Annotated in this window: 20 protein-coding genes and 1 tRNA gene; 11 read left to right on the top strand and 10 right to left on the bottom strand. The window is 65.0% G+C overall.

Annotated features, from left to right (window positions below):
- The first annotated feature begins 16 nt into the window (after positions 1–16).
- The 3 genes from GGQ96_RS04155 to hisD are packed head-to-tail and all read left to right on the top strand — an operon-like array spanning position 17 to position 2,658.
- Positions 17–637, top strand: coding sequence for a glutathione S-transferase family protein (locus tag GGQ96_RS04155; RefSeq protein WP_184111749.1), 621 nt, complete (start codon positions 17–19; stop codon positions 635–637).
- A gap of 51 nt (positions 638–688) precedes the next feature.
- Entirely contained in the window at positions 689–1,366 is a 678-nt protein-coding gene (gene hisG / locus GGQ96_RS04160; protein ID WP_184111751.1) for an ATP phosphoribosyltransferase, read from the top strand.
- Positions 1,363–2,658, top strand: coding sequence for a histidinol dehydrogenase (hisD, locus tag GGQ96_RS04165; protein ID WP_184111753.1), 1,296 nt, complete (start codon positions 1,363–1,365; stop codon positions 2,656–2,658). Before hisG ends, hisD begins: the two co-directional genes overlap by 4 nt.
- Positions 2,659–2,718: 60 nt before the next feature.
- Here the strand turns inward: hisD and GGQ96_RS04170 are convergent.
- Together GGQ96_RS04170 and GGQ96_RS04175 are read right to left on the bottom strand one after the other, a co-directional pair.
- Positions 2,719–2,803 (bottom strand) — tRNA-Leu (locus tag GGQ96_RS04170).
- 53 nt (positions 2,804–2,856) lie between these two features.
- Positions 2,857–3,606, bottom strand: a complete 750-nt coding sequence (locus GGQ96_RS04175; protein ID WP_343058918.1) for an ATP-binding protein — start codon at positions 3,604–3,606, stop codon at positions 2,857–2,859.
- Between the two features lie 36 nt (positions 3,607–3,642).
- Here GGQ96_RS04175 and GGQ96_RS04180 point away from each other — a divergent pair, with 36 nt between their 5' ends.
- From GGQ96_RS04180 to GGQ96_RS04195, 4 genes are read left to right on the top strand one after another with little or no spacing between them, the layout of a single operon-like run.
- Positions 3,643–4,371: a TnsA endonuclease N-terminal domain-containing protein gene (locus GGQ96_RS04180; protein WP_246360027.1), complete on the top strand. Its 729-nt coding sequence runs from the start codon at positions 3,643–3,645 to the stop codon at positions 4,369–4,371.
- Positions 4,316–6,019 carry a Mu transposase C-terminal domain-containing protein gene (locus tag GGQ96_RS04185; RefSeq protein ID WP_184111756.1) on the top strand — a complete coding sequence of 568 codons (1,704 nt, stop codon included), beginning with the start codon at positions 4,316–4,318 and terminating at the stop codon, positions 6,017–6,019. Before GGQ96_RS04180 ends, GGQ96_RS04185 begins: the two co-directional genes overlap by 56 nt.
- On the top strand, positions 6,016–6,921 hold the full coding sequence (locus tag GGQ96_RS04190) for a TniB family NTP-binding protein (protein WP_184111758.1): 906 nt from the start codon (positions 6,016–6,018) through the stop codon (positions 6,919–6,921). Before GGQ96_RS04185 ends, GGQ96_RS04190 begins: the two co-directional genes overlap by 4 nt.
- Positions 6,918–7,907 carry a TniQ family protein gene (locus GGQ96_RS04195; RefSeq protein WP_184111760.1) on the top strand — a complete coding sequence of 330 codons (990 nt, stop codon included), beginning with the start codon at positions 6,918–6,920 and terminating at the stop codon, positions 7,905–7,907. The genes GGQ96_RS04190 and GGQ96_RS04195 overlap by 4 nt, the downstream gene beginning before the upstream one ends.
- Here GGQ96_RS04195 and GGQ96_RS04200 read toward each other — a convergent pair.
- Both GGQ96_RS04200 and GGQ96_RS04205 read right to left on the bottom strand, forming a co-directional pair.
- Positions 7,886–9,679 carry a hypothetical protein gene (locus GGQ96_RS04200; protein ID WP_184111762.1) on the bottom strand — a complete coding sequence of 598 codons (1,794 nt, stop codon included), beginning with the start codon at positions 9,677–9,679 and terminating at the stop codon, positions 7,886–7,888. The two genes, GGQ96_RS04195 and GGQ96_RS04200, sit on opposite strands and share 22 nt — an antisense overlap.
- Positions 9,680–10,207: 528 nt before the next feature.
- Positions 10,208–10,399: a hypothetical protein gene (locus tag GGQ96_RS04205; protein ID WP_184111764.1), complete on the bottom strand. Its 192-nt coding sequence runs from the start codon at positions 10,397–10,399 to the stop codon at positions 10,208–10,210.
- A gap of 210 nt (positions 10,400–10,609) precedes the next feature.
- Between GGQ96_RS04205 and GGQ96_RS04210 the strand changes: the two genes are divergently transcribed.
- From GGQ96_RS04210 to GGQ96_RS04225, 4 genes are all read left to right on the top strand, one after another.
- On the top strand, positions 10,610–12,124 hold the full coding sequence (locus tag GGQ96_RS04210; protein ID WP_184111766.1) for an AAA family ATPase: 1,515 nt from the start codon (positions 10,610–10,612) through the stop codon (positions 12,122–12,124).
- On the top strand, positions 12,121–12,753 hold the full coding sequence (locus GGQ96_RS04215) for an HNH endonuclease (RefSeq protein ID WP_184111768.1): 633 nt from the start codon (positions 12,121–12,123) through the stop codon (positions 12,751–12,753). Before GGQ96_RS04210 ends, GGQ96_RS04215 begins: the two co-directional genes overlap by 4 nt.
- Before the next feature lie 624 nt (positions 12,754–13,377).
- Positions 13,378–16,068, top strand: a complete 2,691-nt coding sequence (locus GGQ96_RS04220; protein ID WP_184111770.1) for a PD-(D/E)XK nuclease family protein — start codon at positions 13,378–13,380, stop codon at positions 16,066–16,068.
- Positions 16,065–19,229 (top strand): UvrD-helicase domain-containing protein, encoded by a 3,165-nt coding sequence (locus GGQ96_RS04225; protein WP_184111772.1) that lies wholly within the window; start codon positions 16,065–16,067, stop codon positions 19,227–19,229. The genes GGQ96_RS04220 and GGQ96_RS04225 overlap by 4 nt, the downstream gene beginning before the upstream one ends.
- Positions 19,230–19,261: 32 nt before the next feature.
- Here GGQ96_RS04225 and GGQ96_RS04230 read toward each other — a convergent pair whose 3' ends face one another.
- The 6 genes from GGQ96_RS04230 to GGQ96_RS04255 form a co-directional block, all read right to left on the bottom strand.
- A complete protein-coding gene (locus tag GGQ96_RS04230; RefSeq protein WP_184111774.1) occupies positions 19,262–20,548 on the bottom strand; it encodes a hypothetical protein in 1,287 nt (428 codons plus the stop codon).
- Positions 20,548–20,988: a Mov34/MPN/PAD-1 family protein gene (locus GGQ96_RS04235; RefSeq protein WP_184111782.1), complete on the bottom strand. Its 441-nt coding sequence runs from the start codon at positions 20,986–20,988 to the stop codon at positions 20,548–20,550. Before GGQ96_RS04235 ends, GGQ96_RS04230 begins: the two co-directional genes overlap by 1 nt.
- A gap of 1 nt (position 20,989) precedes the next feature.
- Positions 20,990–21,751 (bottom strand): multiubiquitin domain-containing protein, encoded by a 762-nt coding sequence (locus GGQ96_RS04240; protein WP_184111784.1) that lies wholly within the window; start codon positions 21,749–21,751, stop codon positions 20,990–20,992.
- A 103-nt stretch (positions 21,752–21,854) separates the two neighbouring features.
- Positions 21,855–25,289: a UvrD-helicase domain-containing protein gene (locus GGQ96_RS04245; RefSeq protein WP_184111786.1), complete on the bottom strand. Its 3,435-nt coding sequence runs from the start codon at positions 25,287–25,289 to the stop codon at positions 21,855–21,857.
- Positions 25,289–25,858: a hypothetical protein gene (locus GGQ96_RS04250; RefSeq protein ID WP_184111788.1), complete on the bottom strand. Its 570-nt coding sequence runs from the start codon at positions 25,856–25,858 to the stop codon at positions 25,289–25,291. Before GGQ96_RS04250 ends, GGQ96_RS04245 begins: the two co-directional genes overlap by 1 nt.
- A complete protein-coding gene (locus tag GGQ96_RS04255; protein ID WP_184111790.1) occupies positions 25,855–26,655 on the bottom strand; it encodes an RNA polymerase sigma factor in 801 nt (266 codons plus the stop codon). Before GGQ96_RS04255 ends, GGQ96_RS04250 begins: the two co-directional genes overlap by 4 nt.
- Positions 26,656–26,692: the final 37 nt, after the last annotated feature.

Below are 26,692 nucleotides of genomic sequence, written 5' to 3' on the forward strand. Positions count from 1 at the left end.
GAACAGGGGACGAATCATGGCCGCCGATCTGATCTTCTACACCAATCCGATGTCGCGCGGGCGGATCGTCCGCTGGATGCTGGAGGAGGTGGCCGCGCCCTATGAGACGGTGCTGCTCGATTATGCGACGACGATGAAGGACGACGCGTACCGCGCGATCAACCCGATGATGAAGGTGCCCGCCATCGTCCACCTTGGCCATGTCGTCACCGAGGGCGCGGCGATCTGCGCCTATCTGGCGGAGGCGTTCCCCGAGGCCGGCCTGGCGCCGACCGCCGAGGAGCGCGCCGACTATTACCGATGGATGTTCTTCGCCGCCGGGCCGGTCGAATCGGCGGTGGTCGACAAGGCGATGGGCGTCACCCCCAGCGACCAGCAGCAGCGCATGGCTGGTTATGGCCATTTCGACCTGGTGATGCGGGTGCTGGAGGAAGCGGTCGGCCGCCACGACCATATCGCCGGCGACCGGTTTACCGCGGCGGACGTCTATGTCGGCTCCGCCATCCATTTCTACGGCCAGTTCGGCATGTTGCCCAAGAGCGCGCGGTTCGACGCCTATCTCGCCCGGCTCTACGCCCGCCCCGCCTTCCAACGCGCCGTCGCGATCGACGATGCGCTGCTGGCGCCGGCGGGCTGACGGCCCCCGAAGCGATTGCACCCGCCCGGCCTGCCGCCTAAAGCCCGCGCCATGCCGCCGCTCGTCATCGCCGTGCCCAAGGGGCGCATCCTGTCCGAAGCGCTGCCGCTTCTCGCCCGGGCCGGGATCCGTCCCGAAGCCAGTTTCTCGGACGAGAACAGCCGCGCACTGCGCTTCGCCACCGACGATCCGGCGATCGCGCTGATCCGGGTGCGCGCCTTCGATGTCGCCACCTTCGTCGCGCATGGCGCGGCGCAGCTCGGCATCGTCGGGTCGGACGTGTTGGCCGAGTTCGACTATTCCGAACTCTATGCGCCGGTCGATCTCGGCATCGGCCATTGCCGCCTCTCGATCGCCGAGCCGGTCGAGATGGCGGCCGCCGACGATCCGCGCGGCTGGAGCCATGTCCGCGTCGCGACCAAATATCCGCACCTTACCCATGCCCATTTCGCGCGGCGCGGGGTGCAGGCGGAATGCGTCAAGCTGAACGGCGCGATGGAGCTGGCCCCGACCCTGGGCCTGGCGCCGCGCATCGTCGATCTCGTATCGTCGGGTCGGACGCTCAAGGAGAACGGACTGGTCGAGGTGGAGCGGATCATGGAGGTGACCAGCCGGCTGGTCGTCAACCGCGCGGCGATGAAGACGCGCCCCGATGTGGTGCCGCTGGTCGAGGCGTTCCGCCGCGCCGCCGCGCCTGCCACCCCGTCCGACGCGGCGGTGGCGGCATGATCCGGCTGGACACGCGCGACGCCGGCTTCGCCGACGCCTTCGCCGCCCTGGTCGACGATCGCCGCGAAAGCGCCGCCGACGTCACCCGCGACGTCGCCACCATGCTGCGCGCGGTGAAGGACGAGGGCGCGGCGGCCGTGCGCGCCTTCACCATCAAGCTCGACCGGCACGATCCCGACGAGACCGGCTGGCGGATCGAGGCGGCGACCTGCGCCGCCGCCTATGCCGCGCTGGAGCCCGAGCTGCGCGCCGCGCTCGACCTCGCCGCCACCCGCATCCGCGCCTATCACGAGAAGCAGCGGCCGCAGGACAGCGACTATCGCGATGCGGCGGGCGTGCGGCTCGGCGCGCGCTGGCGGCCGGTCGATGCCGCCGGCCTCTATGTGCCGGGCGGGCGCGCCGCCTATCCCTCGTCGCTGCTGATGAACGCGATCCCCGCCAAGGTCGCCGGGGTCGAGCGGCTGGCGATGGTGACGCCCACGCCGGATGGGCAGATCAACCCGCTGGTGCTCGCCGCCGCGCATCTCGCGGGCGTGGACGAGGTGTGGCGGATCGGCGGCGCGCAGGCGGTCGCGGCGCTGGCTTATGGCGCCGGCCCGATCCGCCCCGTCGATGTGGTGACCGGCCCCGGCAATGCCTGGGTGGCGGAGGCCAAGCGCCAGCTCTATGGCGTGGTCGGCATCGACATGGTCGCCGGGCCCAGTGAAATCGTCGTCGTGGCGGACGCCCGCAACGATCCCGAATGGATCGCCGCCGACCTGCTCAGCCAGGCCGAGCATGACGTGGTGACGCAGTCGATCCTGCTGACCGACAATGGCGACTATGCCGACCGGGTGGCGGCGGCGGTGGAGCGGCAGCTCGACACGCTGGCGACCGGCGCAGTGGCGCGCCAGGCCTGGGAGACGAACGGCGCGATCATCCGGGTCGAGACGCTGGCCGCGGCGATGCCGCTGGTCGACCGGCTCGCGCCCGAGCATCTGCAACTGGCGGTCGACGATCCGCAGGCGTTGTTCGACCAGGTCCGCCATGCCGGCAGCGTGTTCTTGGGGCGCCACACGCCCGAGGCGATCGGCGATTACGTCGCAGGACCCAACCATGTCCTGCCCACCGGCCGCCGCGCCCGCTTCACCAGCGGCCTGTCGGTGCTGGATTTCATGAAGCGGACCAGCTTTCTGGGCCTGGACGAAAGCGCGCTCGCCGAACTCGGCCCGGCCACGGTCGCGTTGGCGGAGGCGGAGGGCCTGCCCGCCCATGCCCGCTCGGTCGCGCTGCGCTTGCGCCTGAACCGCTAGGCACACGAACCGGGCGCCGACGATCAGTCACCCGCCCGGTTCCATCCGCGATGTCGGAAGTGGTGCCCCTGGCCGGACTCGAACCAGCACGCCTTGCGGCAACCGATTTTGAGTCGGTCGCGTCTACCAATTTCACCACAGGGGCAGCGACCGGTGGGCTAGCCGAGTGCGGGCACTCCTGCAAGGGGGATCGATCCCTCAACCCACCGGCGGCCGGCGGCGGTAGCCGAGCGCCTCGGCGATATGGGCGCGCCCGACCTGCTCCGCGCCGCCCAGGTCGGCGATCGTCCGCGCCACGCGCAGGATGCGGGTATAGCCGCGCGCGGTCAGGCGCATCGCCTCGGCCGCCTGGGCCAGCAGCGCGCGGCCCGCATCGTCGGGCGTCGACCAGCGGTCGAGCAGCGGTCCTTCCGCCTCGGCATTGGTGCGCGCCGCGGAGCCGGCATAGCGCCGGGTCTGGATCGCGCGTGCCGCCGCAACGCGCGCGGCGACCTCCGCCGACCCTTCCGCCGGCGGGGGCAGGATCAGGTCGGCGGCGCTGACCGCCGCGACCTCGACATGCAGGTCGATCCGGTCGAGCAGCGGTCCCGACACCTTGGCCTGGTAATCGGCGGCGCAACGCGGCGCGCGGGCGCAGGCCAGCGACGCGTCGCCGAGATGGCCGCACCGGCACGGATTCATCGCCGCGATCAGCTGCACCCGCGCCGGGAAGGTGACATGCGCGTTGGCGCGCGCGACGCTCACCGTGCCGGTCTCCAGCGGCTGGCGCAGCGAGTCGAGCACCGCGCGGTTGAACTCGGGTAGCTCGTCCAGGAACAACACGCCCAGATGCGCCAGGCTGACCTCGCCCGGCCGCACCTTCAGTCCCCCTGTCAATTTTCGCCCAAGGCGAGACTCAGACGGGCTACGGCGCTTGAAATCGCGCTCTGAAGCTGAGACTCGACTCACGCTAGGTGAGACTGGCGACGAGCAGGCTCTTCATAAATGAGACTGGCGTCGGACATCCGGCTCGAGCCGTCTCGCCGTCAACGCACGCCTGCGGCAGTAAGCGCCACACGTGGTTTCCTACCCATCCGGCAACAGCGAGGGCCGATCGCATTCGAGTCTTCCTTCGAGCGTGATCTACTCGTAATCTGCGGAGCGACACCACAGGTCCTTAGCGTCGTGCGCGAGCCGTTCTCGATCCGCTTCCTTGAACAGCGAAGCGGCAAGGATCGAGTGTATACCCCGGATTTCCTTGTTTCGCTGCGATCTGGGCCCATCGCAGAGCTCTTGGTCGAGGTTAAACGTCACGAGGATGAGCGTCGGTACGAATTGCGCGATGCAGCACGCCACGACGCAGCCCGGCTCTGGGCTGAACAGCGCCAGGCAAGATACTTTGACGTAATCACAGATAAATGGATGACAGCTGTTGGCCTCGACCAGTTCCGCCTCATCCATGCTCACGCAGCGACCCGTTTTGATGTGGTCGTGGCGGCTGAGATCGTTAACGAGATCTCAGAACTTGGATGGTTAACAACACTCTCGGTCTGTGAGCGTCTCGGCGCAGCGTCCGGCCTGACCTGGAATCGAGCCATGCCGATGATGCTCGCCCTAGTCGCCGCCGGGCAGCTTCGTTTCGATGTGAGACAGGCGCTCACGCTGGAGTCGCCAATTTATGCCGGAAGCATCCCCAACCCGTTCGACGACCTTGGTTCCGACGAGTCCACATAACGCCGAGATCGTCGCACTCGACGCGCACAAGCGAGCGAGAGATCTAGCCAACTTCTTCCGTGAGCTGCCGCAGGCCGGACTTGTCGAGAGCGCAGTCGCCGAAGCGACAAACCGCTTCGGCGTTAGCCGCGCGACCCTCTTCCGCCGTTACAACATATTTCGCAAACGGCCGCGCATCAGCACGTTAATCACCTACCGCAAGCCCCGTATAGGCGTCCGAGGGACCTCGGCCGACCAGGACCGGGTGGTCGAGAATACCAGGAAGCGTTTCTTCAAACAGTACCCGAAGGGCAGCATCAAGAAACTCTGCGAAGCAATCCAAGGCGCGCTTGCCGCGCAAGGGCTGCCCATGATCTCAGAGGCGACGATCAGGCGACGCTGGCAGGAGGTGCCTTATCCGGAGCGGCTCGCGATCCGACAGGGCGCGAGAGCTGCGCGGGAAAAGAGCCTTTTACGCGGACACACGCCCAAACGGACGTTCCCACTTGAGCGGATCCAGATCGATCATACGCTGTGCGATATCGAGCTTGTTCATCCGTTGACCGGCGAGCCGATCGGCCGCCCCTGGATCACCATAGCCTTGGACGAGTATTCGCGGACATGTCTCGCCTTCGTCTTGTCGTTCGAGGCGCCGTCGGCGACCACTGTCGCTCTGACCATGGTCCGCGCGGTCTCTTCCAAGGACCAATGGCTGCGCGACCTTAAGATCACCACGCCTTGGCCGTTCGCAGGCTTGCCACACTCGATCTATACCGACAACGGATCGGACTTTTGTTCGAAGGCGATGGCGGACGGCTGCGCCGAATGGGGCATCCCAACACCCGAGAAGCGGCCAAAGGGTTCACCCCAGTACGGCGGCATCATCGAACGCATTATCGGTACCGTGATGAAGGAGACCGCCATGCTCCCCGGCGCGATCGCACGGCGGGTCGGCACCAATCGTGACGAGCCGAAGGCACCGCCCTCCACCTTCACGATCGACGACTACGAACGTCACTTGGCCGAGTGGTTCTGCCACTATCACCAGAGAAAGCATTCGACCCTCGACATGTCACCCGGCCGCAAATGGGAGGAGGCGTTCTCCGGGCGTAGCAAGCGGGCGATCCCCGCACCCCGTATGGTCGAGGATACCCGCAAGCTGTTCATCGACTTCCTTCCGTCGACGACTCGTGCGCTCAAGCGATACGGCTTCAGTTGGGACAGCATATACTATCGCAGTGATAATCTTGCGTTCTTTCAGAACCGCTCTGAGAACGAGCGGTTCGTCATACGACGTAATCCGCTCGACATCCGTCGCATCTATGTCTGGCACCCTGAATTGAAGCAGCACCTCGAGATCATGGCGGAAAACCCGACCATCCCGCCCACGCTCTTTTATCTCAGGATGACGAAGGCCTGGAACGCCGCCCACGAGGTGGAACAGGACAATGACACCATCGCGCGGACGTACAATGCGCTGCTTGAAATGGAAAAGAACCGCTCGACCAGAAAAGCCCGCAAGTCTGCCCAAAGGAACGACGAGCGTGACCGCCGCGCAGAGCACCTTACCACGCAGGCGCTGGGCGAGCAGCCTCAGCCCGCACCCGAGACGCTCCCCCTCCCGGCTCCCGTCTTTAAGCGCACGCCCATGTTGATCGAGCGCTCGTGATAGACCAGGTCTTCGACGCGGCTCCCTACCTGACCGACGAGCAGAGAATCAAGTCCATTAAGGCCAAGCTCTTTATCCAGCACGACTTCGTCGAGCTCGCCCTTAAACGGATGAAGCGGCTCGCCAACTTGGAGGAGCATGAAGAGCGCGAGAACCTGATTATCACCGGCGACTCCGGGGCCGGCAAATCGACGATCGCCGAACGCTTCCGCGACACCTTTCCGTGCCTCTGCGATCCCGACTCCGACGCCAACGTCGTGCCGGTCATTTACGTCAGCCTGCCGGCGCGCCCGACGCTGGCAGGTCTGTGCAGCGAAATTCTGGACGTCCTAATGGAACCGCGCAAGGATAGCACGCCCGAGAGGCAGCTGGTGCAATCGGTCTTGAAGCTGCTCCGCACCGTCGGCACCCGTGTGCTGATCATCGACGAGATGCAGGACATGCAGCGAGCTCGACCGACGGAAAAGGAGGTGCTGCGCAACTTCATCAAGTCGGTTGGCGCCAAGTGCAACCTGTCACTGGTGCTCGTCGGTATGCCCGACCTGCTCTCCGTCATCAGTGCCAGCCGACAGCTCAGTCGGCGGTTCGACATCCTCGCGTCACCGCCATGGAAGTACGACGAGCGCGGCAGCAACCTGCTCTATCATCTCGAGCCCATGCTGCTGCTCAAGCACCCGTCTAATCTCGCCGACGACCGGAAGATGGGCGAATGGATCTTCGACCGCTCCGAGGGCACGCTGGGCGATACGCTAAAAATCCTAAGGTTAGCCGCAGAGCATGCTATTAGGACCGGCGAGGAACGGATCACGATGAAAACGTTGAACGCGATCGACTTCACCAGATTCACAAAGAGGAGCGAGGTCGGCATGAGAAAGACGGGGCTGGTGAAGTCGGGGAAGTGACGTCCAAGCTGTCGCTTTGGACGGTGAGGCCTAAGCCTCAACCCGACGAGCTTCTGTCTTCATGGATGGTGCGGGCGGCCGAGATGAGCGGGCAGAAGCTGCACAGCTGGTGCACCGATCGGTGGCCCGGCGTGCAGCTCTGGACCCGCGATCTCGACCTGTCTGCGCCGCCCCAGATCATCGCCGACATGACGATACGAACGGCGGCAGATCCCGAACTCGCCCGCCGTACATCGCTGCAGGCCTTCGAGGGCGTGCTCCATCCGGCGGTGGACCGAAGCGCTTTGGCGCGCTTCATCCGGCCACTGGGCGTATACCATCGGGTCAGGCGTGGGTTCGGCCTGTGGTTCTGCCCGGCTTGCCTTTCGGAGGACGCGAAGCCCTACTATCGCCGGACTTGGCGGCTGGTGGGGTTCGCCTGCTGTACCCGGCACGGCCTAGTGCTCGTAGACCGGTGCCCGTCGTGCGCCGCCCCGGTGATCCCGCACCGAGGCGGGATGATCGAGTGTCACGATTGCGGCACGGATCTCCGCACGGCGGAATGCTTGATCGCCGACGCTTCGGTTCTACAGCTCCAGCACCACTGCCAGCGCGTGCTTGACGGCGCACCTGTGCAAGCGGCCGGTCTGCCCGATCTCCATCCAATGTCCTTCTTTGCGCTCCTCAACCGGCTCCTGATGCTCATGGCGGCCGGACCTCGTCGCGGGCGGCTACTGGGGACGCTGGATGGCCTGCTCGCGCAGCCGATCATCCGACACGAGGAGGGCGTCAGGAAGGAGTTGCGATTCCTACCGCCAGCCGTCACCCACGAGGCGATGCGCGGTGTAGCCCTCCTGTTGCGCGGATGGCCCTACATGTTCGTCGGCGTCATGGCAGAGGCGGGCATCTGGTGGTCATGGGCGACACGGGACGCGAAACCGAACCAACTGCCCTTCACCTACATAGAACCCGTCAGACGATACCTCTACACTGCATCGGCGTCGTAGCCGCCCTCTCGCTTCGCCAGCGCAACCGCACGGTCGAACAGGTCAGCCGCGAGGGCGGACACACGCTTTTGTCGGCTTGCCGAATGGATCAGTGAGGCGAAGCGAACGTCCGCATAGTCCTGATCGGGAAACGTACCTCCGTCCTCGCTCGAATGCGAATTACGCCGGGCCAGCGCGGCAAGCGTTCTCGCGATGAAATCAAGCTCGGCGACGGGCTCCCGGGAGACGAACAAGCCCATGGGCAGATGGCGCTCTGCCTTACGCTCGATGGAGACAGCCCAGACGATTCGGCGACCGACCAACAACGGCAGAAAGGCAACATAACGTCCCCTGCCCCGCCTTGTTGACCATGCCCACGATCCGCAGGCGCGAGCCAGTTCGAACACCCGCAACGCCTGTTGGCCGCCTCCGACCAGCGATGAACCGGCAAGATCAACAAACCCGTCAGAGGCAAGGGCTGATCCCGCGCTAACGAAGCGTCCCATGCGGGCGTCGAGCCTGCGCACATCCACCGTCACGAGCGTCGGCTGAAAGGTCGGGTCTGTCTCCGCAAACTGCTGATTGTCGAGTGTCGTCCGCTCAATCTGCGGTTCCGGGTCGCTTTGCGGGACGACGTTCAGCCTTGCTACCAGCTCACGACCGCCTCGCGGCAGCGATGAGTACTCCTTGATTGGCGTAGGCGGCGGCTCTGGTGGTCGAGGTAGGGGCGGCGGCATCCTGGTTCGCTCCTCGTACCGCGTCTTAACGCCGTTCAGGAACGGGAAGGTCTGGGCGATGCCGCCTTGCGCCGAAATGATTTTCAAGGAGCGCGTACCCGGCTTGCGCTCGCGGGTCTCGGTCGCCTCCGGGTCGATCGGCGGACGCGAATCCATCGCCGGTACTCGCCCCGGTTCGTTGAAGGACGCCCTATCGTAGCCCACTGGGAGCTCGACGACGAGGCGCTCGAAGGCAGGCTTCCGATAGTCGCTGATGACACGCTCGGCCATCACGTGACCCTCCTGTCTGAAGAACCTGCCGTCCTCCTGATTTGCGATCACGAACTTGAGGTCGAGCGGAGCAGGGCTGCGGACAAACGGCATTTCGGCGTCGCTGCCCGAGGCAGCGAGCCTTCTGATTCCACGCGCCAACCCCGCCACAGTAAGTCGTAAGGACTCATCGGTCATGACCTGTGCAATCTGCAGCGCCGCTCCGCGGTCGCACAGCCCTGGCTTAGGGACGATGCGGAACTCGCGCCGCGCCGCATCGAGGTAACCCGTGCGCGACAGGTCACAGTAAGTGTCGAACACAGCCTCAGGATCGACGTCGAATCGCATGATGTTGTCGACGGCGACGCTGACGGCCGCCAAGTAGAAGCGGGTCAACTCCATGGCGGGTACGGCTACCGGGAGCGCTCCCTCGTGATGAACGTAGCAGGGAAACTCGGATTTAGACTGCGCCGTCATCACGCGCCCGTTCGGCGTCTCGATCGCTGCCGGGTGGCTGACCACTAAGTCTACCAACCTGTCCGTCCTGAACGCCTTGACGCGCTGATGCGTCCTGGGCAGCGGGACCTCGTTGAACTCATCGTCGGTGATTAAAGTACCCAAGGGTACGACGGCGATTTCATTGATCGGCAGCCACACGCACCTCTGCTCGCCGAAAAACGAAACATTGGTGAACTCGCATTCGACTTCGATGATCTGCGAATCTGTCGGCGATAGCCGAATGCGTCGCAGCGTGTGGAGTCGAAACAAATTCAGCATAGAAGCGGATGATGGGCGATAGGAGATCATCAGCCAATAGCTGGGACCACCGGCCCGACTTGATCAGCCGCGCCGCTCCGTGCCGGAGTAACGTGTCGGATCGGGCGCCGTTGGATCACGGGGCAACGCCTTAGCGACAAGGCCGCGGATAGCGGGCCGGCTGGCGAGAGCAAGAGCACCGTGGAGCAGGCGAATAGAAACAGCGATCGGGACGGTCTAGGCCGTCCCGATTGGGATCGACTTACTGGACGGCCTCAACCGTCCCAATGGCGTGATGTGGGACAAAGCCGTCATATGCATGCGACATGCCGAACGGCAGCTTCTGCCAGAAGGAGACGTTCAGCCCACGCCCAACCAGTTCACAGACTGACCGGAGCTGGGCCGGAAGCGGACTAACAAGTTTTAGAGGGTGAAGCTCGAAAGCTGCCATCGCTCAGCGGCCCTGCCTGGCGCGAATATGACGGTCTGATCATCGAGATTACCGGCGATCAATTTGAGTGGGCGCCTGTGATCGTCACGCGCGTCTGGCATGTCCACGAGCAAGCGGCGGATTTCCAGTTAGGCCGGGTCTGCGTCAACATCAGGCAGCGCATAGGGGACTTCGGACAGACCGACCGAGTTGCGCTCTGCCCATGGACGTTCCCAATCCTCGTCGCGAAATTCCGGCTCAAACAGCCGCACATGGCCCTTGCGCCGCCACGGCGGCGTCTGACGATAGCCACTCGCTTCCCAAACGATGTCGCAATGCATGAGGAAGGGCGGCTTGCCGCCTCATTTGAAAGCGGCCCATTCCTTTGCGGGCAGGCAGCTCCACCTTAAATTCGGTTCGCTCTGCCAGATCAGGGCATCTTCGATATATGAAGTCTAGATTTGCTAACCTGATCTTGACGTTTGCGCCGGATCCGGCAGCTAACGAAAACGGAAGAAATGTTGCGGCTAGCACCGGGGGGGCGAGGCAAGATGCAAGGTTTTAGGCTGCTGCGCGCGGCGGGCACTTTTGAAAATGCTAGTCGCGCAAAGGACGCTGGCCATCAGGCCAACGCGCCTAGTTTTATGGATGTCGAGTTCGCGCCAGTGGCGCTCAGCGATACCAACGCCTGGGTCTCGGTGGTGATCGGTCGGAATGGCGTTGGCAAGAGCCGTCTGCTTGCCGGCGTGGCTGACGTGCTTGAGCGCCTCGATAGCGGTCGTCGCTTTGGCCGTTTCGATTCCCCTGGCGTGTCGATGATCGAGTATCTGCTCGACGGCGTCCATTGTAGGGTCGAGCTGAACGCTAGGCGCGAGATCAAAGCGACCTTGGACGGGGTTCAATGTTCCGCCGAAAGCCTCCCGCTTCCGGGCAAGATTATCGCCCTGACGACGACGCCCTTCGATAAGTTTCGCCTTTCGCGATCGCTGCGCTCTCGCCCGGACGATCCGGCATATTGGGAGGAACAGCGCTATTCCTACCTCGGGTTGCGCGATCGGACCGGCCGGGCATCCCCAACGGCCGCGATGTTTCGAGCCCTGGAGGGGCTCTTCGGGGCTTCGAAGGGAAGCGACCGCAAGCGAATGCGCATCGCGGAGGTATTTGAACTTCTCGGGTATCAGCCTCAGATCGAGGTGCGCTACCGCGCCGTGCCTGGCGCGACCACCCGGTTCAAGCGGCTTATCGAGGGCGACGATTTCGGGGATCTTTTCGAGACGCGCTCGACCATCCGCAGCTCCCGCCCCTTCGAGCGTCTACATGAGGATCGCGACGAATTCGAAGCGGTGCGAGAAATCGCGCAAGAATTCGCCGACCGCATGGATCAGCAGCGACAGGTCGTTCTACGCGCGGATTTCCAGGGCGTATCCGACGACGAGTTCTTTAACAGGATCCAGCGGCTTCGTCGGGTCGAACTCGTTCACCTGTCTTCAGTCGAAGTGCGCCGCATCTCTGACGGCGCCATACTGGATTTGCGGTTGGCTAGCTCTGGCGAATTAGGCATCGCCACGGGTTTCCTAGGGCTTGCTTCGACGATCAGCGACAACAGCCTTGTCTTTATCGACGAACCTGAAATTAGTCTTCATCCTGAATGGCAGAAGCAATATATCGACTTACTAACAAAAACGTTCGAGAACTTCACAGGTTGTCACTTTGTTCTAGCAACCCATTCACCTTTGATCCTGTCGGACATCGACCCTAAAGCATCGAATGTTGTGTCGTTGGATCCGGAACGACGACGTGCGGAAAGCGCTGCCGACTATGCCGGGAAGTCCTACGACTATCTACTGGCGACCGCGTTTGAAGAACCTGGCAACAACAATCTCTATCTCAAGGAAGAGATCATCAAGGCATTGCGGCTAGCCGCGGATGGCGAGATTGGCACCCTCGCCTTCGCCAATGCGATGGAGGTTCTCAACGAGAATCTGCCTCGACTTCAGGCCAGCAGCCCCGTCGCTCAGCTGATTCTCGAATTGCAAAATGCCGCTGAGGCCGAGGTCGAGTCATGATCAATGCGGCGGTCACCTATGCGGACGCCGATAAGGATCTGGTCGACGCGTTTGAAGCTTTACCTCGTGAGTCAAAATCCGGCGACTATTGGTCTGAGGACGCGCTGAAGGCGTTGAAGGGCCGCATCAAATCGTTCTACATCGCGGCGCAAGGCTCGCGTTGCTGCTATTGCGATCGACATCAAGGCACCGAAAACCATCGCGCTTGGGACGTCGAGCATATCGTTGACCGCGCGAAATATGCTTGGTTCTTGTTTACACCGCGCAATCTCGCAGCGGCCTGCCCCGACTGCAATCTCGCCAAGTCGGAGACAGAGGTTTTAAAAACGCGCGGGCGAAAGACATATCCGTCGTCATCAGCAGATTTCAAAATCGTACATCCACATTTCGACCAGTTTAACGATCACATCTTCCACTACCGGCACGTCTATATACCCAAGACGCCGAAAGGTAGCTTCACGATCTATACCTGCAAGCTTCTGCGCTTCGCCGAAAAATATATTGACTGGCAGAACAGTGCGGCGGATACACGGTTTGAAGCGGAGGTGAACGCAGCTTTTGACTCGGAGCTTCCAATGGCAGTCGCCGCCGTCAACTCGATCGCCAATCAGTTGTCGCAGCCAGACTAATCCGGGCCTCGAAACACTCCGGGATATCAACCACTCTTTTTATAGCGCACAACGATAGTGCAGCATCGGTAAGTGTGCTTCGCTGCAGACCCCCAAACCAGATCGGGCCTGTTGAACGGATCGAAGCTTTCGGTATTATGGAAGGTGGCATCGAACGACCGATACTAAGGCGCATTGCCAACCTGCGGTTTTGCTAGGCTGATAGGTAGCTTTCGGCGTGATCCCACATACCGAGCGCTGGATCGGAACGGCGTATTCTGGGACATTTCTGCCGTTAACCGGCGACGTGGCGAACGGCGGATCTTATCAAATGCCGACGTTCAGCGATTGCACCTCTGGTCTCATCGGCCGACCGACCCCGGCCGTTTGTGCTCTGGCAGGTTCCGGGCGAGCCGCGTCGCCTTGCTGACATTCGTTCACCGGGCCGTCGTGTTCGGGAAGATCCAGTTACGGACCCTTACCCGCCAAAAAAGACTGTAGGATCCAGCGCGGCTTTCCGATCGGTGTAACCCGCTTCGCTTAGACTTCAATGAAACCGGTGATCAGGTCGCGCTCGCTTTGCTCCAAACTGCCCCGAGTCAGATCGGACATGAAGCCGGTTGCATCTAGCGGTATCGAACTGACATGCTTCCCTTGGGAGGGAATATCGAGATGGACGTAGTGTTTGGCCTTTGGGCAGATGGCGGCTCCAGCCCCGATCACGGCGGCGAGGGGCCCGGGGCGCTAGGCCAGCCGGTCGTAGGCCCGGTGGGTCTTCTCGATATCCTTGAGACGGCCGTGGGCTTGGGCGGTCCGCGCCGCCCCCAGGTGGTACGGATCGCTGCATTCCAGTCGACTCTTGAAGCGCTCGAAGGCGACTACTTCTGGTCTCGCTCGCTCGCCATGGATCCCTGGGCTACGGCGCGAACCCTCCTTGGCTGGCGCGACGAGCTCGTCGGCCTCGGATGGCGTGGCGACGCAACCTGGTCTGGTGAACGGCTTACCCAGCTTGCCATCGCCTCCACATCGGCGACGGATCTCGCTCCCGGCCTTGCTGATCGCATCGCCGCCATTCTCGCGAAGCTTGGCGGATCGACCACCTCGCCGATCACTCGCCTCCGTCTGATCGATTCCGCTCACCTGCTCCCGTCTCCGCTACGTCGCGTTGTGGAACGGCTGCGAGCCCTCGGTTGCATCGTGGAGGACGTGGGGATCAGTACCGCTGCCGCGCCAGCCACATCGCTCGGCCGCCTGCAGAGGTGGATCGTCGATGGCATCGTACCCGAGCCCGGTGCTGACGGCTCCGTGACCTTGGCAGCGTCGGCAAGCGAGCCCCTCGCGGCCGAAGTACTGGGTCAGTGGTTCGCCGGTCAGGACGGCGACGTGGCGCTGGTCGCGCAGGAGGGTGATACAGACCTCCTCGACCACGGGCTGAGTGCAATCGGTCAACCGCGTGCTGGCCGGAGCCGGTCGTCGATCCACCGTGGTTCCCTTCAGCTCTTGCTGCTGGCCTTCAGAGGGTCTTGGGCACCCTTCGATCCTCAGGCGCTGATGGAACTGCTGATCTTCCCGGCCTCCCCCATCGCCCCGCGCGCGGCACGGCGGCTCGCCTCTGCCCTCGAACAGGCACCCGGGCGCGGCGGCCCCGAATGGATTGAAGCTTGGGAAGCGATCGGCACTGCCGAGCGCAAGTACGCCGCAGGCGACGCCGACGCCCTTGCCGCCGTCGAGCCCAGGCTGGCGCGGTGGCGGGAGTGGACTGAGCCGGAAATGGCGGATGCGGCCTCCGGGATGCCGCTCGCCCAGGCGCTCGGCATCTGCGAGCGCGTAACCGCATGGGCGGTCCGCCGCTACGCTGCCACCGGCGACCTGCTCTATGCCTCGACGTCAACATTGTCGGGCGAGGTGCGCGCGGCGCTCGCAGCGCTTGGCCGAGATCTTGTGCCGCGTCTCCTGGTCGAGCGGGTGATAGACCAAGCGTTGGACCTAGGGCACCCGAACCCCGGCTCACAGGCCGAGGCCGCGCGATGGCGCAGCGTCCCCCATCCGGGTGCGATTTGGGCGCCGAGGGACGCGGTGGTCTGGTGGAATTTTTCCACGACGCGCGAAGGCGCCTCGCGCTCGCCGTGGACCGAAGCTGAGCGGCAGGAGCTCGCGGCCGCAGGCTGTCCCGCCGACGACGTGACACTGGCCGCCCGAGCCGCGAGCGCCGCTTGGGAGCGATCGGTCATGAACGCGCGCGAGCGTATCGTCTTCGTCTCGGGCGGACCGGGTTGTGAGGCGGACGAGATGGCGCATCCACTCGCCCATCGCCTGAAACCGGCGCTGGACCGTGTCGCGTCGCGAGTTGCCCTCGAGGCAGCGTTGCGCGGGCCGACACTCGAACTCGCGGGTACGACCATCGGACGCCGAGCCATCGAGCCACGAGCACTGCCCGTTGCGCAATTCGCCTGGCCCGTGCCCAGTGGGTTTTCGGCGCGAGTTGCCGACACGGTGGAGTCCGCGACGTCGCTGGAGAATCTCTTCTCCTGTCAGCTTATGTGGGCCCTGCGGCATGTGGCTCGGCTCCGTCCCGGCCGCGTCCGCTCGATTCCCGATGCCAATCAACTGCTGGGGAATCTCGCTCACGCGATCGCCCGCGAAGTGTTCGCGCCTGGTGATCCGCCGGGACTGGCGGAGGCTGAGCAGCACGCGGCCGCTCTCCTCGAGGGACGAATCGACCAGCTGGCAGCGCCGCTCCGACACCCGGAGTTCGCCGAGGAGCTGAACTCGGCGCGCCGACGACTTCCTGCGGCCATGGCCAGTCTCGCCAGCTGCCTCTCGGAGAACGGTCTGACGGTAGAGGCGACCGAGCAGCAGGTCAGCGGTACTTTCGAGACTCTGCTCGCGATGCAGGGGTCGGTCGACCTCGTCGCCCGTGACCGCTCCGGAAACGCCGTAATCGTGGACCTGAAGTGGACGCGTAGCGACCGTTCGCGGGTCGACGAGCTTGCAAAGGGCCGTGCAGTCCAGCTCGCGACCTACGGCGCGCTGGTCTCTGGCGGCGGACCCTACCGGGCTGGCTACTTCCTGTTGAACCAGCGGCAGTTCCTGACGTTGGTCGGCAGCGGCCTCGTTGGGCGACCCATCGAAGGGGCACGCTCCTTTCCCGACACCTGGGCCGCGATCCTCGCGGGTTGGCGGACGTGGCGGGCGGGCGCGGAGGCGGGAACGATTCTCGCGACAGGCGTCCAGGGTGTTGAGGACAGCATTCCCGCCGAACTGGGCATCACCCGCGATGTGCACTGCGGGTGGTGCGACTATGCAACGCTGTGCCGTGTCAGGGGGCTCGCATGACGGAGGTTGGCGTACAGAACAGGGTCGACACGATCATCGCGAGCGCCGGCACCGGCAAAACCTACCGCCTGGTCGAAGAGATTGTGGCGGAGGTCATGGGCGGCATACCGCCGCACCGTGTCCTCGCGACAACCTTCACAAAGCGCGCCGCGGCGGAGCTCTCGGGACGTATCCGGGCCCGGTTGATCGAGGCTGGCCGCGCCGATCTAGCGGCGGCAATGCTTTCGGCGCGCATCGGCACCGTGAACTCAGTCTGCGGATCGCTGATCGCCGAGTTCGCCTTCGAACTCGGGAGGTCTCCGGTGGCCGAGGTTATCGCCGAAGATCGCCAGGCAGCGGTGTTTTCGCGCGCTGTAGGCGCCGTGATCGAGGAAAGCGGTCCGGCGATCGCGCAGGTCGCCGAGCGCTTTGGCCTGCAGGCGCGCAGCTATACGATGCATGGCAGGACTATCAGGGGATGGCATGACGAGGTCAGGCGCGCCGTGGACCTTGCGCGCTCTAATGGCATAGCGGCCGACAGGCTCGCGCAATGCGCCGAGCGCTCGGCGGCGAGCCTTGTCGCGCTCTTGCCCCCCGCAGCGGCGGGCGAGACGGACGACGCCCTCGATCAAGCGCTCCGCCTGGCGCTCGAGGCGTGCATAGTCGAGGTCGAGCGTGGGCGTGCAGGTCTGAAGGCCACGACGCTCTCCAAGGACGTCCCCGTCGTGGAGAAGGCCCTGCGGACGCTGGCGTCAGGCGACAGGCTGCCCTGGTCGGACTGGGCGCGGCTCACCAAGCTCGGCGTTACCAAGGCAGACGCGGGCCTGTTCACGGCAGTGATCGCCGCCGCGGCTGCCCATCCTCGTCATCCCGCGCTGAGAGCCGACATCGATCGCTATCTCGAACTTGTGTTCGACTGCGCAGCGCGGTGCATGGAGGCATATGCAGCGCACAAGCGTGCGCGAGGATTGCTCGACTTCGTCGACCAGGAAATGCTTGCGCTCGAAATTATCTCCGACCCCGCGAATGGCCCGCGACTGCGCGAGCTGATCGGTGCCGTTTTCGTCGACGAGTTTCAGGATTCCAGCCCGATCCAGATCGCCATCTTCACCGCGCTTTCGCGCATTGCCGGCCGCAATCTGTGGGTCGGTGATCCGAAGCAGTCGATCTATGGTTTCCGCGACGCCGACCCGGCGCTCACCACGGCGGCGGCGGCGGCGATTACCGCAGCATCGGGCGGCGGGGTGGCATATCTGCGCCGCTCCTTCCGGACACGGCCGCAACTGGCAGACTTCGTGAACGCCGCGATTGCCCCGAACATGCTGCGGGTCGGCATGGCCGAGGAGGAGATCTGCTTCGAGGGATGCGCACGGACTGAGGATTCCGCATTCCCGGCCGCCCTTTCCTTCCTTCCGATGACGGGCAAGCGGAAGGACGAGCGCACGGCGATGCTCGCTAGCAGGATCGCCGGCCTGCTCGCCGACCCCGCCGGTTGGCCGGTCACCGAACGGAGTGGTACGACGCGCGGTGCGCGCGGCGGCGACGTGGCGGTGCTTTGCCGCAGTAATGCGCAAGTCAGCGATCTCGCGGCAGCGCTCGCGGCGCACGGCGTCCGTGTCGCCGTCGAGCGCTCGGGACTTCTCGATCAACCCGAGATCGAGTTCGCGCTCTCCGCGTTCCGCTGGATCGCCGACGGCAGCGACACGCTCGCGCTCGCGGAGCTTGCCCGTCTCGGCACAGACGGTGAAGGCTGGTTCGCCGCCGTTTTCCAAGCCGACGCACGCGCGGGCCTCGTCGCCCAGCTACCGTTCGCCGAAGCGCTTTCGGCGATCCGCGAGCGTGCGCCGCAATTGACGCCAGCCGAAGTGCTCGACGCGTTGCTTCACGCCGACACTGTCCTCGACACCATTCTGCGCTGGGGCGAGGCCGAGCAGCGCCTGCAGAATCTTGAGGCACTCAGGGGTTTGGTCGAGGGCTATCAAGAGGAACAGCGCGCGGAGCGTCAGGCCGCCACCTTGGCCGGCGCCTGCGCATGGATCGCGGACCGCGACGATGCACGCCAGCCCGAGAGCACGCATCCCGACGCGGTCAACATCATGACCTACCATGGTGCAAAGGGCCTCGAATGGCCCGTCGTGGTCTTGACCGAGCTCGACGCGCCGGCGCGCGGGTCACCGTTCGGGCTGACTGCCGAGGATGAGGGTTCACCCGATTGGGACGCTCCACTTGCTCGACGGGTGCTGCGTTACTGGCCCTGGCCCTATGGCGAGCAGCAAAAAGACGTCGATCTCGACGTGAGCGCTCCGGTCAGCCCGCAGGGGATCGCCGCGATCGCCGCCGAACGGTTGGAGCGCACGCGCCTGCTCTACGTCGGCATGACGCGCGCGCGCGACCATCTCGTGCTTGCCACGACCGGTGGCGCCCTGCCGTGGCTCGACGAGCTTACGGACGACGCGGGTTCGCCTCTCATCGCCGACGTAGGCGCGGCGGTGACCGTCGCCGCCGAGCGCTTCGCGACACGGACCTGCGCCGATGTGCTGCAGCCTGCCGAGGATGCAGCGGAGACCGTGATTAAATACGGCCGTCCCACGACGGCGCGTGTCGCGCATCCGCCGCTGCGACTACGGCCGAGTGACGCGGTCCTGAAGGATGCCGGGGTAGTCGTAAGGTGCACGGATGGGCTCGGAGCGCGCATCCCGCTGGTAGGCAATCCGGATCTGCAGCTGCTTGGCGAGGCGATTCATCGATTCCTCGCTTCCGACGACCCAGGCGCTGGCCTTGAGGTACGGACGTCCGAGGCGGAGGCCGTGCTTCTGCGCTGGGGTGTGCCCCATCTGGCGCCGGCGGATCTGGTGACCATCGCCGATCGCCTCCACACATTTGTTGGCACGCGGTTCGCGGGCGCGACCGTGCTCCGCGAGTGGCCGGTGCACGCGGAGGACGGCCTGCAGGTGCTGTCCGGCCGCCTCGACCTGCTGGTCGATCTCGGCGACGGCTATGCAATCATCGACCATAAGAGCTTCCCCGGCTCGGTCGCGCTCGACGAGGAGCGCCTGCGCGCTTTCGCGGGTCAGGTCTCAGTCTACGCCCGCGCGATCGAGCGCGTCACCGGCAGGACGCGCTTCGAGTATTGGGTGCACCAGCCGATCGCCGCGGTCATGACCCAAATCGAAATCCGCTGACCTTGGACTTGCGCGACCGGCGCCTGCCGCACTCAGGCCGCTGCGCGCGCCGTGGACGCGGTACAGGCGACCGGGCAACCGGAATTGGGCGCGACGGGCATGGCACCAAAGGTCCAGCCCTCCGGGCGCAATGCGTTGATGAAGACCTGCTGGTCGGCGAGGGCCGGCCCCTCGGGCCCGAGCGATCGGAGCCAGCGGGCGACGAGGAGTAGGCCCGACAGGAGCGAGACGAACGCGGCGGTCGGGATGGGCCCGGTCGGCGTCGCTGCGGCGGGGTGAAGGCACCCGACACAAGGCTGGCTTGGTGAGTGCGACGAGACCAACACGGCAAAGCCTTCGGTCGCTCCAACTCCCAGCCAGTTTGGTCCTGCTGCCTGCACGGCCCAGCGTGACGGAATGTCGTCGACGCCCACCAGCACAATAGGCGCTACCGGCATGCCCATGACGTAGCGGACGGGCTCGGGATCGATGGCAACACCTTTCGCGCGATGTGCGAGGTCCGTCACCTTGGCGATCTCCAGCGCGCTGCGCACCAGCAGCGCGTTCCGATTGAGGTTACTTAGCGCCGAGACATCGTCGTCGAGCACCCGGCCGCTGCCGACCACCCCCGGTAGCCTGGCCAAAGCGAATAGCGCCGCGTTCGCGATCGCGCCGCCGCTGACGAGGTCAAAGTGCGGGAGCGAAATAGCCTTCGGCGTGTTCTCCGGCGCCAAGGCGAAGGTGGCGTCTGCGGTTTCCGCATAAAGCTCATCGAAATAGTCGCGGGCGCGGGCATGGTCGGCGAGCCGCCGCATCGCGATCCGGAATGCCTCCGAGGCGACCAGCACACCGGCGCAGATGCCGCCCAGCGGCCAGTCCGACCCGGACCAACCGGCGCTTTGCGGCGCGATCCGCCCCCACCAATCGCCCGCGTCGATCGCGATGCGGCGGGTAGACTCGATGCTCGTGGCGACCGTGCCAATCGTGACCGCGAGGTCATTATTCGGCGGAGCTCCTCGGGCGATCGAACAGCCGGGCAGCAAGTCCTTGCCGACGGCGACGATGGCGTCGATCAGGCTGCCGGGTTCGAGCGGCGGCTGCGCACCGATGGTGTCGACGTCTGCGCAGTCGATCCATACCTCATGGCCCGACCTCGCCATGGTGAGTGCTGCGGTGACGAGCGCGGTCTGCCCGGAATGCGTCGCCATCGCGTCGGCGCCCGCGTGGAGCACCACGCGGACGGAAGTCAGCGCATCGAGCAAGGCTCCGTCAGGGACCGAGGCGTCAAGGTCGGTCCGCATGAGGAGGAGGGTGCGCGAAAGTGCTTCGTTGAGTGACATCAGACAATCTCCAGATGGTCTTTGATAGGCACTTCGCGCCAACGCCCGTCGTCATCGAGGCGCGCGAGGAACGCGCTGTCGAATCCGGTTGCGCCGAGTGCGAAGCGGGGGATGACGAGGCTGAGGAAGCCGGGTACCGCGAGGATCGGGAAGGCGTCGTCGGTCGCCGAGTGGTAGGCGGCGCCAGGGTGGGTGTGCACCTGGACACGGACGCCTTCTCCGGCATCCGCCAGCGATTTCCAGAACGATGTCAGCCAGCTGTCCTCGAGCGTGAACCCGACGGCGCTGGCGCTGTGCTTGGGATGGACCACGCGGGTCACGCGCTCCGGATCGGACCAGGGTCCGACCCAGAGCGCCTGGCATTCGCGACGACCGCCTCCGCAGGAGCGGAGGCGGTCGAAGGTCTCGTCAAACACATGCCGTGGCAGAAGTGTCGGCATGTCAGCCGCCCTGCACCGTGCGGGGCCGCAGCTGCAGGTGGGCGCCAGGCTGGACGCCCTCCTGCGCGATGGTATGCGTCGGCTCGAGCACCCGTCCCGACCCCGCATCCACCAGGACTAGGTCACCGCCCGGATTGCCGAATTGCGGCCGCACGGTTTCGATCAGCGCCGCGATCGTCTCGCCTGGCGTCACCCGCACGGTACGGACGATACCGTTGTAACTCACCGCGACGTCGAAGCCCGCCGGCGGGTGCGGCGGGCCGGCCACGAAACGCTCCACGCCAGGCTTGGCCAGATCGACCATGCCATCGCGCGGGACCGGGATATCGGTCCCGCCCGGCACGTCGATGTAGAGCGCCTCGCCCTCCGACAGGTTGGCGAGCGCGTAGAGGTCATGTCCGCTGATGTCGGGTCGGCCCCAGAGCATGTCGCGCCCGAGCAGGAACGCACGCTGCAGGACGTCGGTGCGGAAGGCCACGACGCGCTCGATGCCGCGGCCGCGAAGGTCGACCGGCTCGTCGAGGCGGATGTCCTCCATGGCGCCGCCCGGCAGGATCGCGATCAGCGCATACTGCTCGATGTCGCGGACGCCGGCGCACTCCAGGATCTGGCGCCCGACGGGCACCGGGTCCGCGAACACCAGCTGGCGAAACGTCAGGGCGCCATCGCCATAGTTGAGGCGGTAGTCGGTGGTGTGGTTCAGCTCGACGCCGTCGTCCCGCATGGGACCGTCGGCGCCGCTCGCGATCTTTTCATAGTCCATCTTCGAAGCTCCAATGCGAACCCTTCCGGGGGTCCTGCACGGTCAATCGAAGCCACGTTTTGTATCGGAAAGCGTTGGCTGCCCGTCGGCTCGCAAGCCGTGGCTATATAGCCACCGTCGCCGCGCCCGACGGCAATGCATCGCAGATCATCAGCGCCGGGCAGTTCCCACAGCTACGGGGGCCAGCGTTGTCGAGCTTCGGGAAGGATCCGGCTCGGATGCCCGCTAGTGCTGCTGCGGTAATTCGCTGAAAGTGGCCTTCAGCGCCTTTTTTGGGAAAAACTGTGGCCCGGCGCCGGTCCGCCAGATTGAGCATTTCGACCCGTGAGCCCGACATGCGCGTCATCGCGCCCACAACTGCCGCGCGCACGTCGATCGCTTCCTCCGCTTTGCTACGCTGGTGACCTGTCTTCACGATCCACAGGACGGCTGAGCCATCATCGTCGAGGACCTCGTGCGTGTCGATTTCAACGAAGTCGACTCCGATGGGGATAGAAACCGTCGCATGGCTGGCGACGGCTAGGGTTCGGCGCTCCCTCCCATAGAACGCGACGAGCTCGACCGCGAGCTGCACGAAATCGGCGTAATAGCCATGCTCGGAAAGCTCCGGAACGTCGCATGCAGCGCGCGTCAAACGCTCGAGCTCCACCTCACTCGGCGTGGTCGGACCCATGGCGATGTCGCGACATACCCTCCTTACGATGTCATGCACCAACCCGTAGATGGTGCGGTCGGTCGCTCCGCCTGTGCGTAAGAGCTGCATATAGAGGAAACGCCTAGGACACTTGCGGTAAGTCTCGATTCTCCATCCTGCGAGGCTGAGCGTCGCCGGCACCCTTATGGGGACGGCAATCGCGTCCGCAGGAACCGACGGCTCACGCGACGGCGCTGCTTCGCGCGAGGTAAGCCGACCTGCGAGGCGCGCGACGTAGGAGGATTCGGCGCGCGGCTTACGGTCTTTCTTTTCGGAGCAGCGGTAGAGCCGGAGCCGGTCCCGAGCCCTCGACGTTGCGACGTAGAGCAGGCAATCCTGCTCCTCCTCGTGGCTGATCGCGAGCTCTTCGGTGACGGAACCTCGGGCGAATTCGATCATGCCGTCCGGTGGAGGACAGGCCGGGCGCCCGTAGTGAGCGGCTTTGGGCATGGTGTCAGCGTTGAGACCCGGCAGGTGGACGGACGGGAACTCAAGCCCCTTCGCGCCGTGGATCGTCAGGAGGCGGACCGCGTCGATCCCTGAGGCAGCCGCCGGCAGGTGACGCAAATCGCGGTCGTCGCCTAAACGAAGCAGGCGCCGGACACGCCGCAGTAATGCCGGGATGGCCGGTTTCTCGCGTGCGCCGACCGCCTTAACGAAGTTCATGAACTGCCAGACCGCGATCGCCTGGGAGCGGTCCGCAGCGGAGGTTCCCGCCGCGAGGCGCGCTGCGATCGACGACCGATCGAGCAGGATCCCAGCCAGCGCATACCAGGGGTTACTCGCATATCCGACCTCGGAAAGCGCGTGTGCAAGCGACGCCAGCGGAGCCGCCGCCGACGGACAGAGCGCGGCGGCCTTCTCGGCGTCCAGCAGCGCGTTTGAGCCGCCTGCGGCGAGGCTCTTGAGCGCGGTCGTCGTCTCGATCACCTGTTGAAGGTCCATACGGAATTCCGGCATGCACGCTACGCGCACGAGGCCCGCGCCCCACGGATCGGTGGTCAGCGACAAGAGGCAGAGCAGGTCCTTGATTTCGGGCCGTTCAAAGATGCTGCCAAGAAAGAGCACCGGAACGCCGAGCGCTTCGAGACCGCGCCCGATGACGGCGAGGCGGTCGTTGCCGGTCACCAGCACACAATGGTCTCGGTAGCGTCCACCCGCCGCGACGTCGGCGAGGATTTCGTCCGCGATAACGGGAGCGAGAAATGCGTTCTCGCGAACCACGATTAACTCGGGCGTAACACCGGAAGGGCCGCGCACCGACTTCAAAGGCTCGAACGGCTGCGGCTCCGGATCGCCTTCGCCTCGGACCGGCGTCATGCCTTGTCCGAGGTGGGTGAACAGTTGCACGACCTCCTCCGTCGAGCGATAGTTCTCGATCAGGTCTCCATGTTCGGCACCGGGGAAGTCACGGGCGAACAGCGCCATGTTGCGAGAAGAGGCCCCGCGGAAGCGGTAGATCGACTGCCGCGCATCACCGACGACCCAGAGTCCCTGGCCGTCGGGCTTCAGCCCCTTTAGCATGCGGACGCTGGCGCGGTTCACGTCCTGGTATTCGTCAACGAGGACGTGGGTATACCTGCCCCGGTAATGCGCCTGCGCGGCAGCGTCGTTCTCGAGTAGGTCGACCGCCAACATGACGAGGTCGCCAAAGTCGATGAAGTTGCCGGCGAGCTTGAGCTTCTCATAATGCGCGTAGAAAACCGCTATCTCGGCCGCCCGCTCGGCGCGCTCGACGGCGGCGGCCCGCGCTTCGCCATCGAGTTCGTCCGCTGCGTCACGCATAGCCGCAGCGAGCGATGCGTAGCGCGCGCAGTCGCATAGCTCGTCCTGTGCTCGCGATATCGCATCGAGCATGTTTGACACGAGGGTCGTCGGGTCCTTCATGTCGCGGTGATGCCGCAGGCCGAGTCGCGGAAGCTCGTCCTCGAGCAATGCGACGGCGCTGGCGCGGTCGAGCAGGGTCGGCCGGCGGGTCCGGCCGATGCGGTCGCCGAACGCGTGCAATATGTCGAGACCGAAGCCGTGGAAGGTGCCGATCCACATCGCCGCCAGCGCATCGCCACGCGCACCAGCGATCCGATCGGTTAGTTCGCTGGCGGCCCGGTTAGAGTAGGTGAGAACCAGGATCCGGCGAGGATCGACGCCTTCGGCGAGCAGCGCCGACACCCGCGCGGTGAGCGTCTGCGTCTTGCCGGTGCCGGGCCCAGCCTCCAGCATATAGGCGCATCCGCGGTGGTCCGCCGCCGCCTGCTGGCGTTGGTTCAACGGCTTGCGCGGACGCGGCGCCAAATCGGCGGGGGCTTCCGGAAGGAGCAGGGCGTCGAGCATCTGCTGATACACGACCCCCTTTGTCGCGCCGATCCTAGCGGCGATCTTATCGCCGCTCATCCCTTTGCCGAGGTGCAAGTCCTTTACGAAAGGCCGCGGGAGCAGGAGTTCTCGGGCGAACAGGTCCATTTGCACCTCGCGCCGCTGACGCGGGCCATGGGCGACCACCCGCTCCTCGCCCTCGGGCGCGGCTTCCGACGAGCGCTCCTGATCGGTGTCGCATGCGCCGTCGCCGTCGCCGAGCAAGGCGTGTCCGAGTTCGTGTGCGATCAGGAAGGCGCGGTCGAAGTCCGTGCCCTCGTCCGTGTAAAGGATGAGGCCAAGCTCCGGGTCGAATCTCGCCTGAGCGTTTCCCAACTGGGTCGCACCCTTCTGCCTCGGTTCGGCCTCTAAACCCGCGCGCTCGACCTCGCCGAGGACCAACTCGAGCGGCTTCCACGGATCGACACCTCGGGCAAGAGCGGCGGTGTGCAGGGCCGCCGCCTCCCGCCGCGAGGTCTCGATCGCATCCATCAGTCACCGTCCTCCATGATCTCGGCTCGTCGCGCGTCGTCCACGCGTGCCTCGATCAGCAACTGTTCGAACGGGACCGGATCCTTCCGCTCAGGTCGAGTCTCGGACTTATAGCTCGCCTGTGGGGAAGCACCCCCGATGCTCGCGCGCAGTTCGTCCACCGTGCCGTCAAGCGCCGCGGCCAGGCGGGCCAGCCATTTGCGGGGAATGGTGGACCAGATCGCCAGTCCGTCCTTCACGGCTCCGATCACCCCGCGCGGCACGCCCATCGTTTTAGAAACCCGACCGTAGTCCGCAGGCCTGAGTTCCGCGAACAGGTTGCGCACTCCCTCTCGCACCGGCCAAGCCTCGAGGACGCGCGCGACGACGGCATCCATCGATGTCCGCGCGGCGTGGTCGAGCGGCGGCGGCTCGTCGGCCGGCGCACGGTGCATCTCGTGTGAAAGGTCGATCAGCTCCAGCGAGAATTGCGGATGGCGCTGCAGGTAGGTCGCAAGCGCGCCGTCCTGATGTGCGTCCATCATGAAGGCCTCGAGCACGGCATCCAGTGTTGGTTCCTCCGCGCTCATTGTCCTGCGCTCCCGATCGCATCCCGCACGGCCTTCAGTGCCGCCATCTTGCGGTTGTATAGCGTCTTGGGCTCAAGCCCGAGTATCTTCGCCATCTCTCCTGGCGACACGCCTTCCCTCATCATGGTGAGAATCCTGTTTTGTTCCTTCGGTAGCGCGTCAATCGCTTCCCACACTCTCGATCGGAAATCCTCGTCATTGCCGCGCGCGATGCCGAACAGGTCTTCCTCAGCCTTGGCCTGCTCCACTTCGAGATCCACGCGCGGATCGGAGCCATATTCGACGTAGGTGGGCTTCGGCTTGGTGTCGTCCCGCTTCGGCAGGGTGGTCTTGAGTGCATCGGTGCGCAGGCGTGCGAGTGCGAGGTCGAACACGGCTTCGTAGATGTCGAGCGACTCGTTATAGCCGGACAGGTCCGGGCCGAGCAGCTTGGCGAACCGGTCGATGCCGTATTCGGCCATGGCGAGTTCGACGGTGGTCAAAGGCGTTCCGCTGCGACCATGCGGCATCTGCGCCCGCACCCGCGCGAGCAGGAGCCGGCACCACCGTTGGTAGGAACGCTTGTCGCTGCGGCGCGAAGCGCGGCGCATCATGAAGACGAGGCATTCGCCGCGGAGCCAGCCGGGATCGCTCCGCCGCGTGATTGCGGCGCGTTCGAGCACCTCGCGTTCGGGGAGCCCAAGAAGGCCTGCCAGCAGCCGTTCCGTCTCCGGCTGGCGCGTGTACAGCGTTTGATCCGGCTTGCGCTTGCGCAGCGGTGGGATGGTCTCGGCGCCGTCCCCATCGTTCTCGGCCATCTTTCCTCCCGTCCGATACTGTGATCCACCCCGGATC

Origin of the sequence: Sphingomonas abaci, assembly GCF_014199625.1 — a bacterium.
Lineage (GTDB): Bacteria > Pseudomonadota > Alphaproteobacteria > Sphingomonadales > Sphingomonadaceae > Sphingomonas > Sphingomonas abaci.

What these genes read in the sequence shown, in the direction of transcription:
- GGQ96_RS04200 (WP_184111762.1), bottom strand. Translation starts at nt 9,679, where the DNA reads ATGATCTCCTATCGCCCATCATCCGCTTCTATGCTGAATTTGTTTCGA.
- GGQ96_RS04245 (WP_184111786.1), bottom strand. Translation starts at nt 25,289, where the DNA reads ATGGATGCGATCGAGACCTCGCGGCGGGAGGCGGCGGCCCTGCACACC.
- GGQ96_RS04240 (WP_184111784.1), bottom strand. Translation starts at nt 21,751, where the DNA reads ATGGACTATGAAAAGATCGCGAGCGGCGCCGACGGTCCCATGCGGGAC.
- GGQ96_RS04230 (WP_184111774.1), bottom strand. Translation starts at nt 20,548, where the DNA reads ATGTCACTCAACGAAGCACTTTCGCGCACCCTCCTCCTCATGCGGACC.
- GGQ96_RS04255 (WP_184111790.1), bottom strand. Translation starts at nt 26,655, where the DNA reads ATGGCCGAGAACGATGGGGACGGCGCCGAGACCATCCCACCGCTGCGC.
- GGQ96_RS04180 (WP_246360027.1), top strand. Translation starts at nt 3,643, where the DNA reads ATGAGACTGGCGTCGGACATCCGGCTCGAGCCGTCTCGCCGTCAACGC.
- GGQ96_RS04210 (WP_184111766.1), top strand. Translation starts at nt 10,610, where the DNA reads ATGCAAGGTTTTAGGCTGCTGCGCGCGGCGGGCACTTTTGAAAATGCT.
- hisG (WP_184111751.1), top strand. Translation starts at nt 689, where the DNA reads ATGCCGCCGCTCGTCATCGCCGTGCCCAAGGGGCGCATCCTGTCCGAA.
- GGQ96_RS04225 (WP_184111772.1), top strand. Translation starts at nt 16,065, where the DNA reads ATGACGGAGGTTGGCGTACAGAACAGGGTCGACACGATCATCGCGAGC.
- GGQ96_RS04250 (WP_184111788.1), bottom strand. Translation starts at nt 25,858, where the DNA reads ATGAGCGCGGAGGAACCAACACTGGATGCCGTGCTCGAGGCCTTCATG.
- GGQ96_RS04235 (WP_184111782.1), bottom strand. Translation starts at nt 20,988, where the DNA reads ATGCCGACACTTCTGCCACGGCATGTGTTTGACGAGACCTTCGACCGC.
- GGQ96_RS04215 (WP_184111768.1), top strand. Translation starts at nt 12,121, where the DNA reads ATGATCAATGCGGCGGTCACCTATGCGGACGCCGATAAGGATCTGGTC.
- GGQ96_RS04155 (WP_184111749.1), top strand. Translation starts at nt 17, where the DNA reads ATGGCCGCCGATCTGATCTTCTACACCAATCCGATGTCGCGCGGGCGG.
- GGQ96_RS04220 (WP_184111770.1), top strand. Translation starts at nt 13,378, where the DNA reads ATGCTTCCCTTGGGAGGGAATATCGAGATGGACGTAGTGTTTGGCCTT.
- hisD (WP_184111753.1), top strand. Translation starts at nt 1,363, where the DNA reads ATGATCCGGCTGGACACGCGCGACGCCGGCTTCGCCGACGCCTTCGCC.
- GGQ96_RS04185 (WP_184111756.1), top strand. Translation starts at nt 4,316, where the DNA reads ATGCCGGAAGCATCCCCAACCCGTTCGACGACCTTGGTTCCGACGAGT.
- GGQ96_RS04205 (WP_184111764.1), bottom strand. Translation starts at nt 10,399, where the DNA reads ATGCATTGCGACATCGTTTGGGAAGCGAGTGGCTATCGTCAGACGCCG.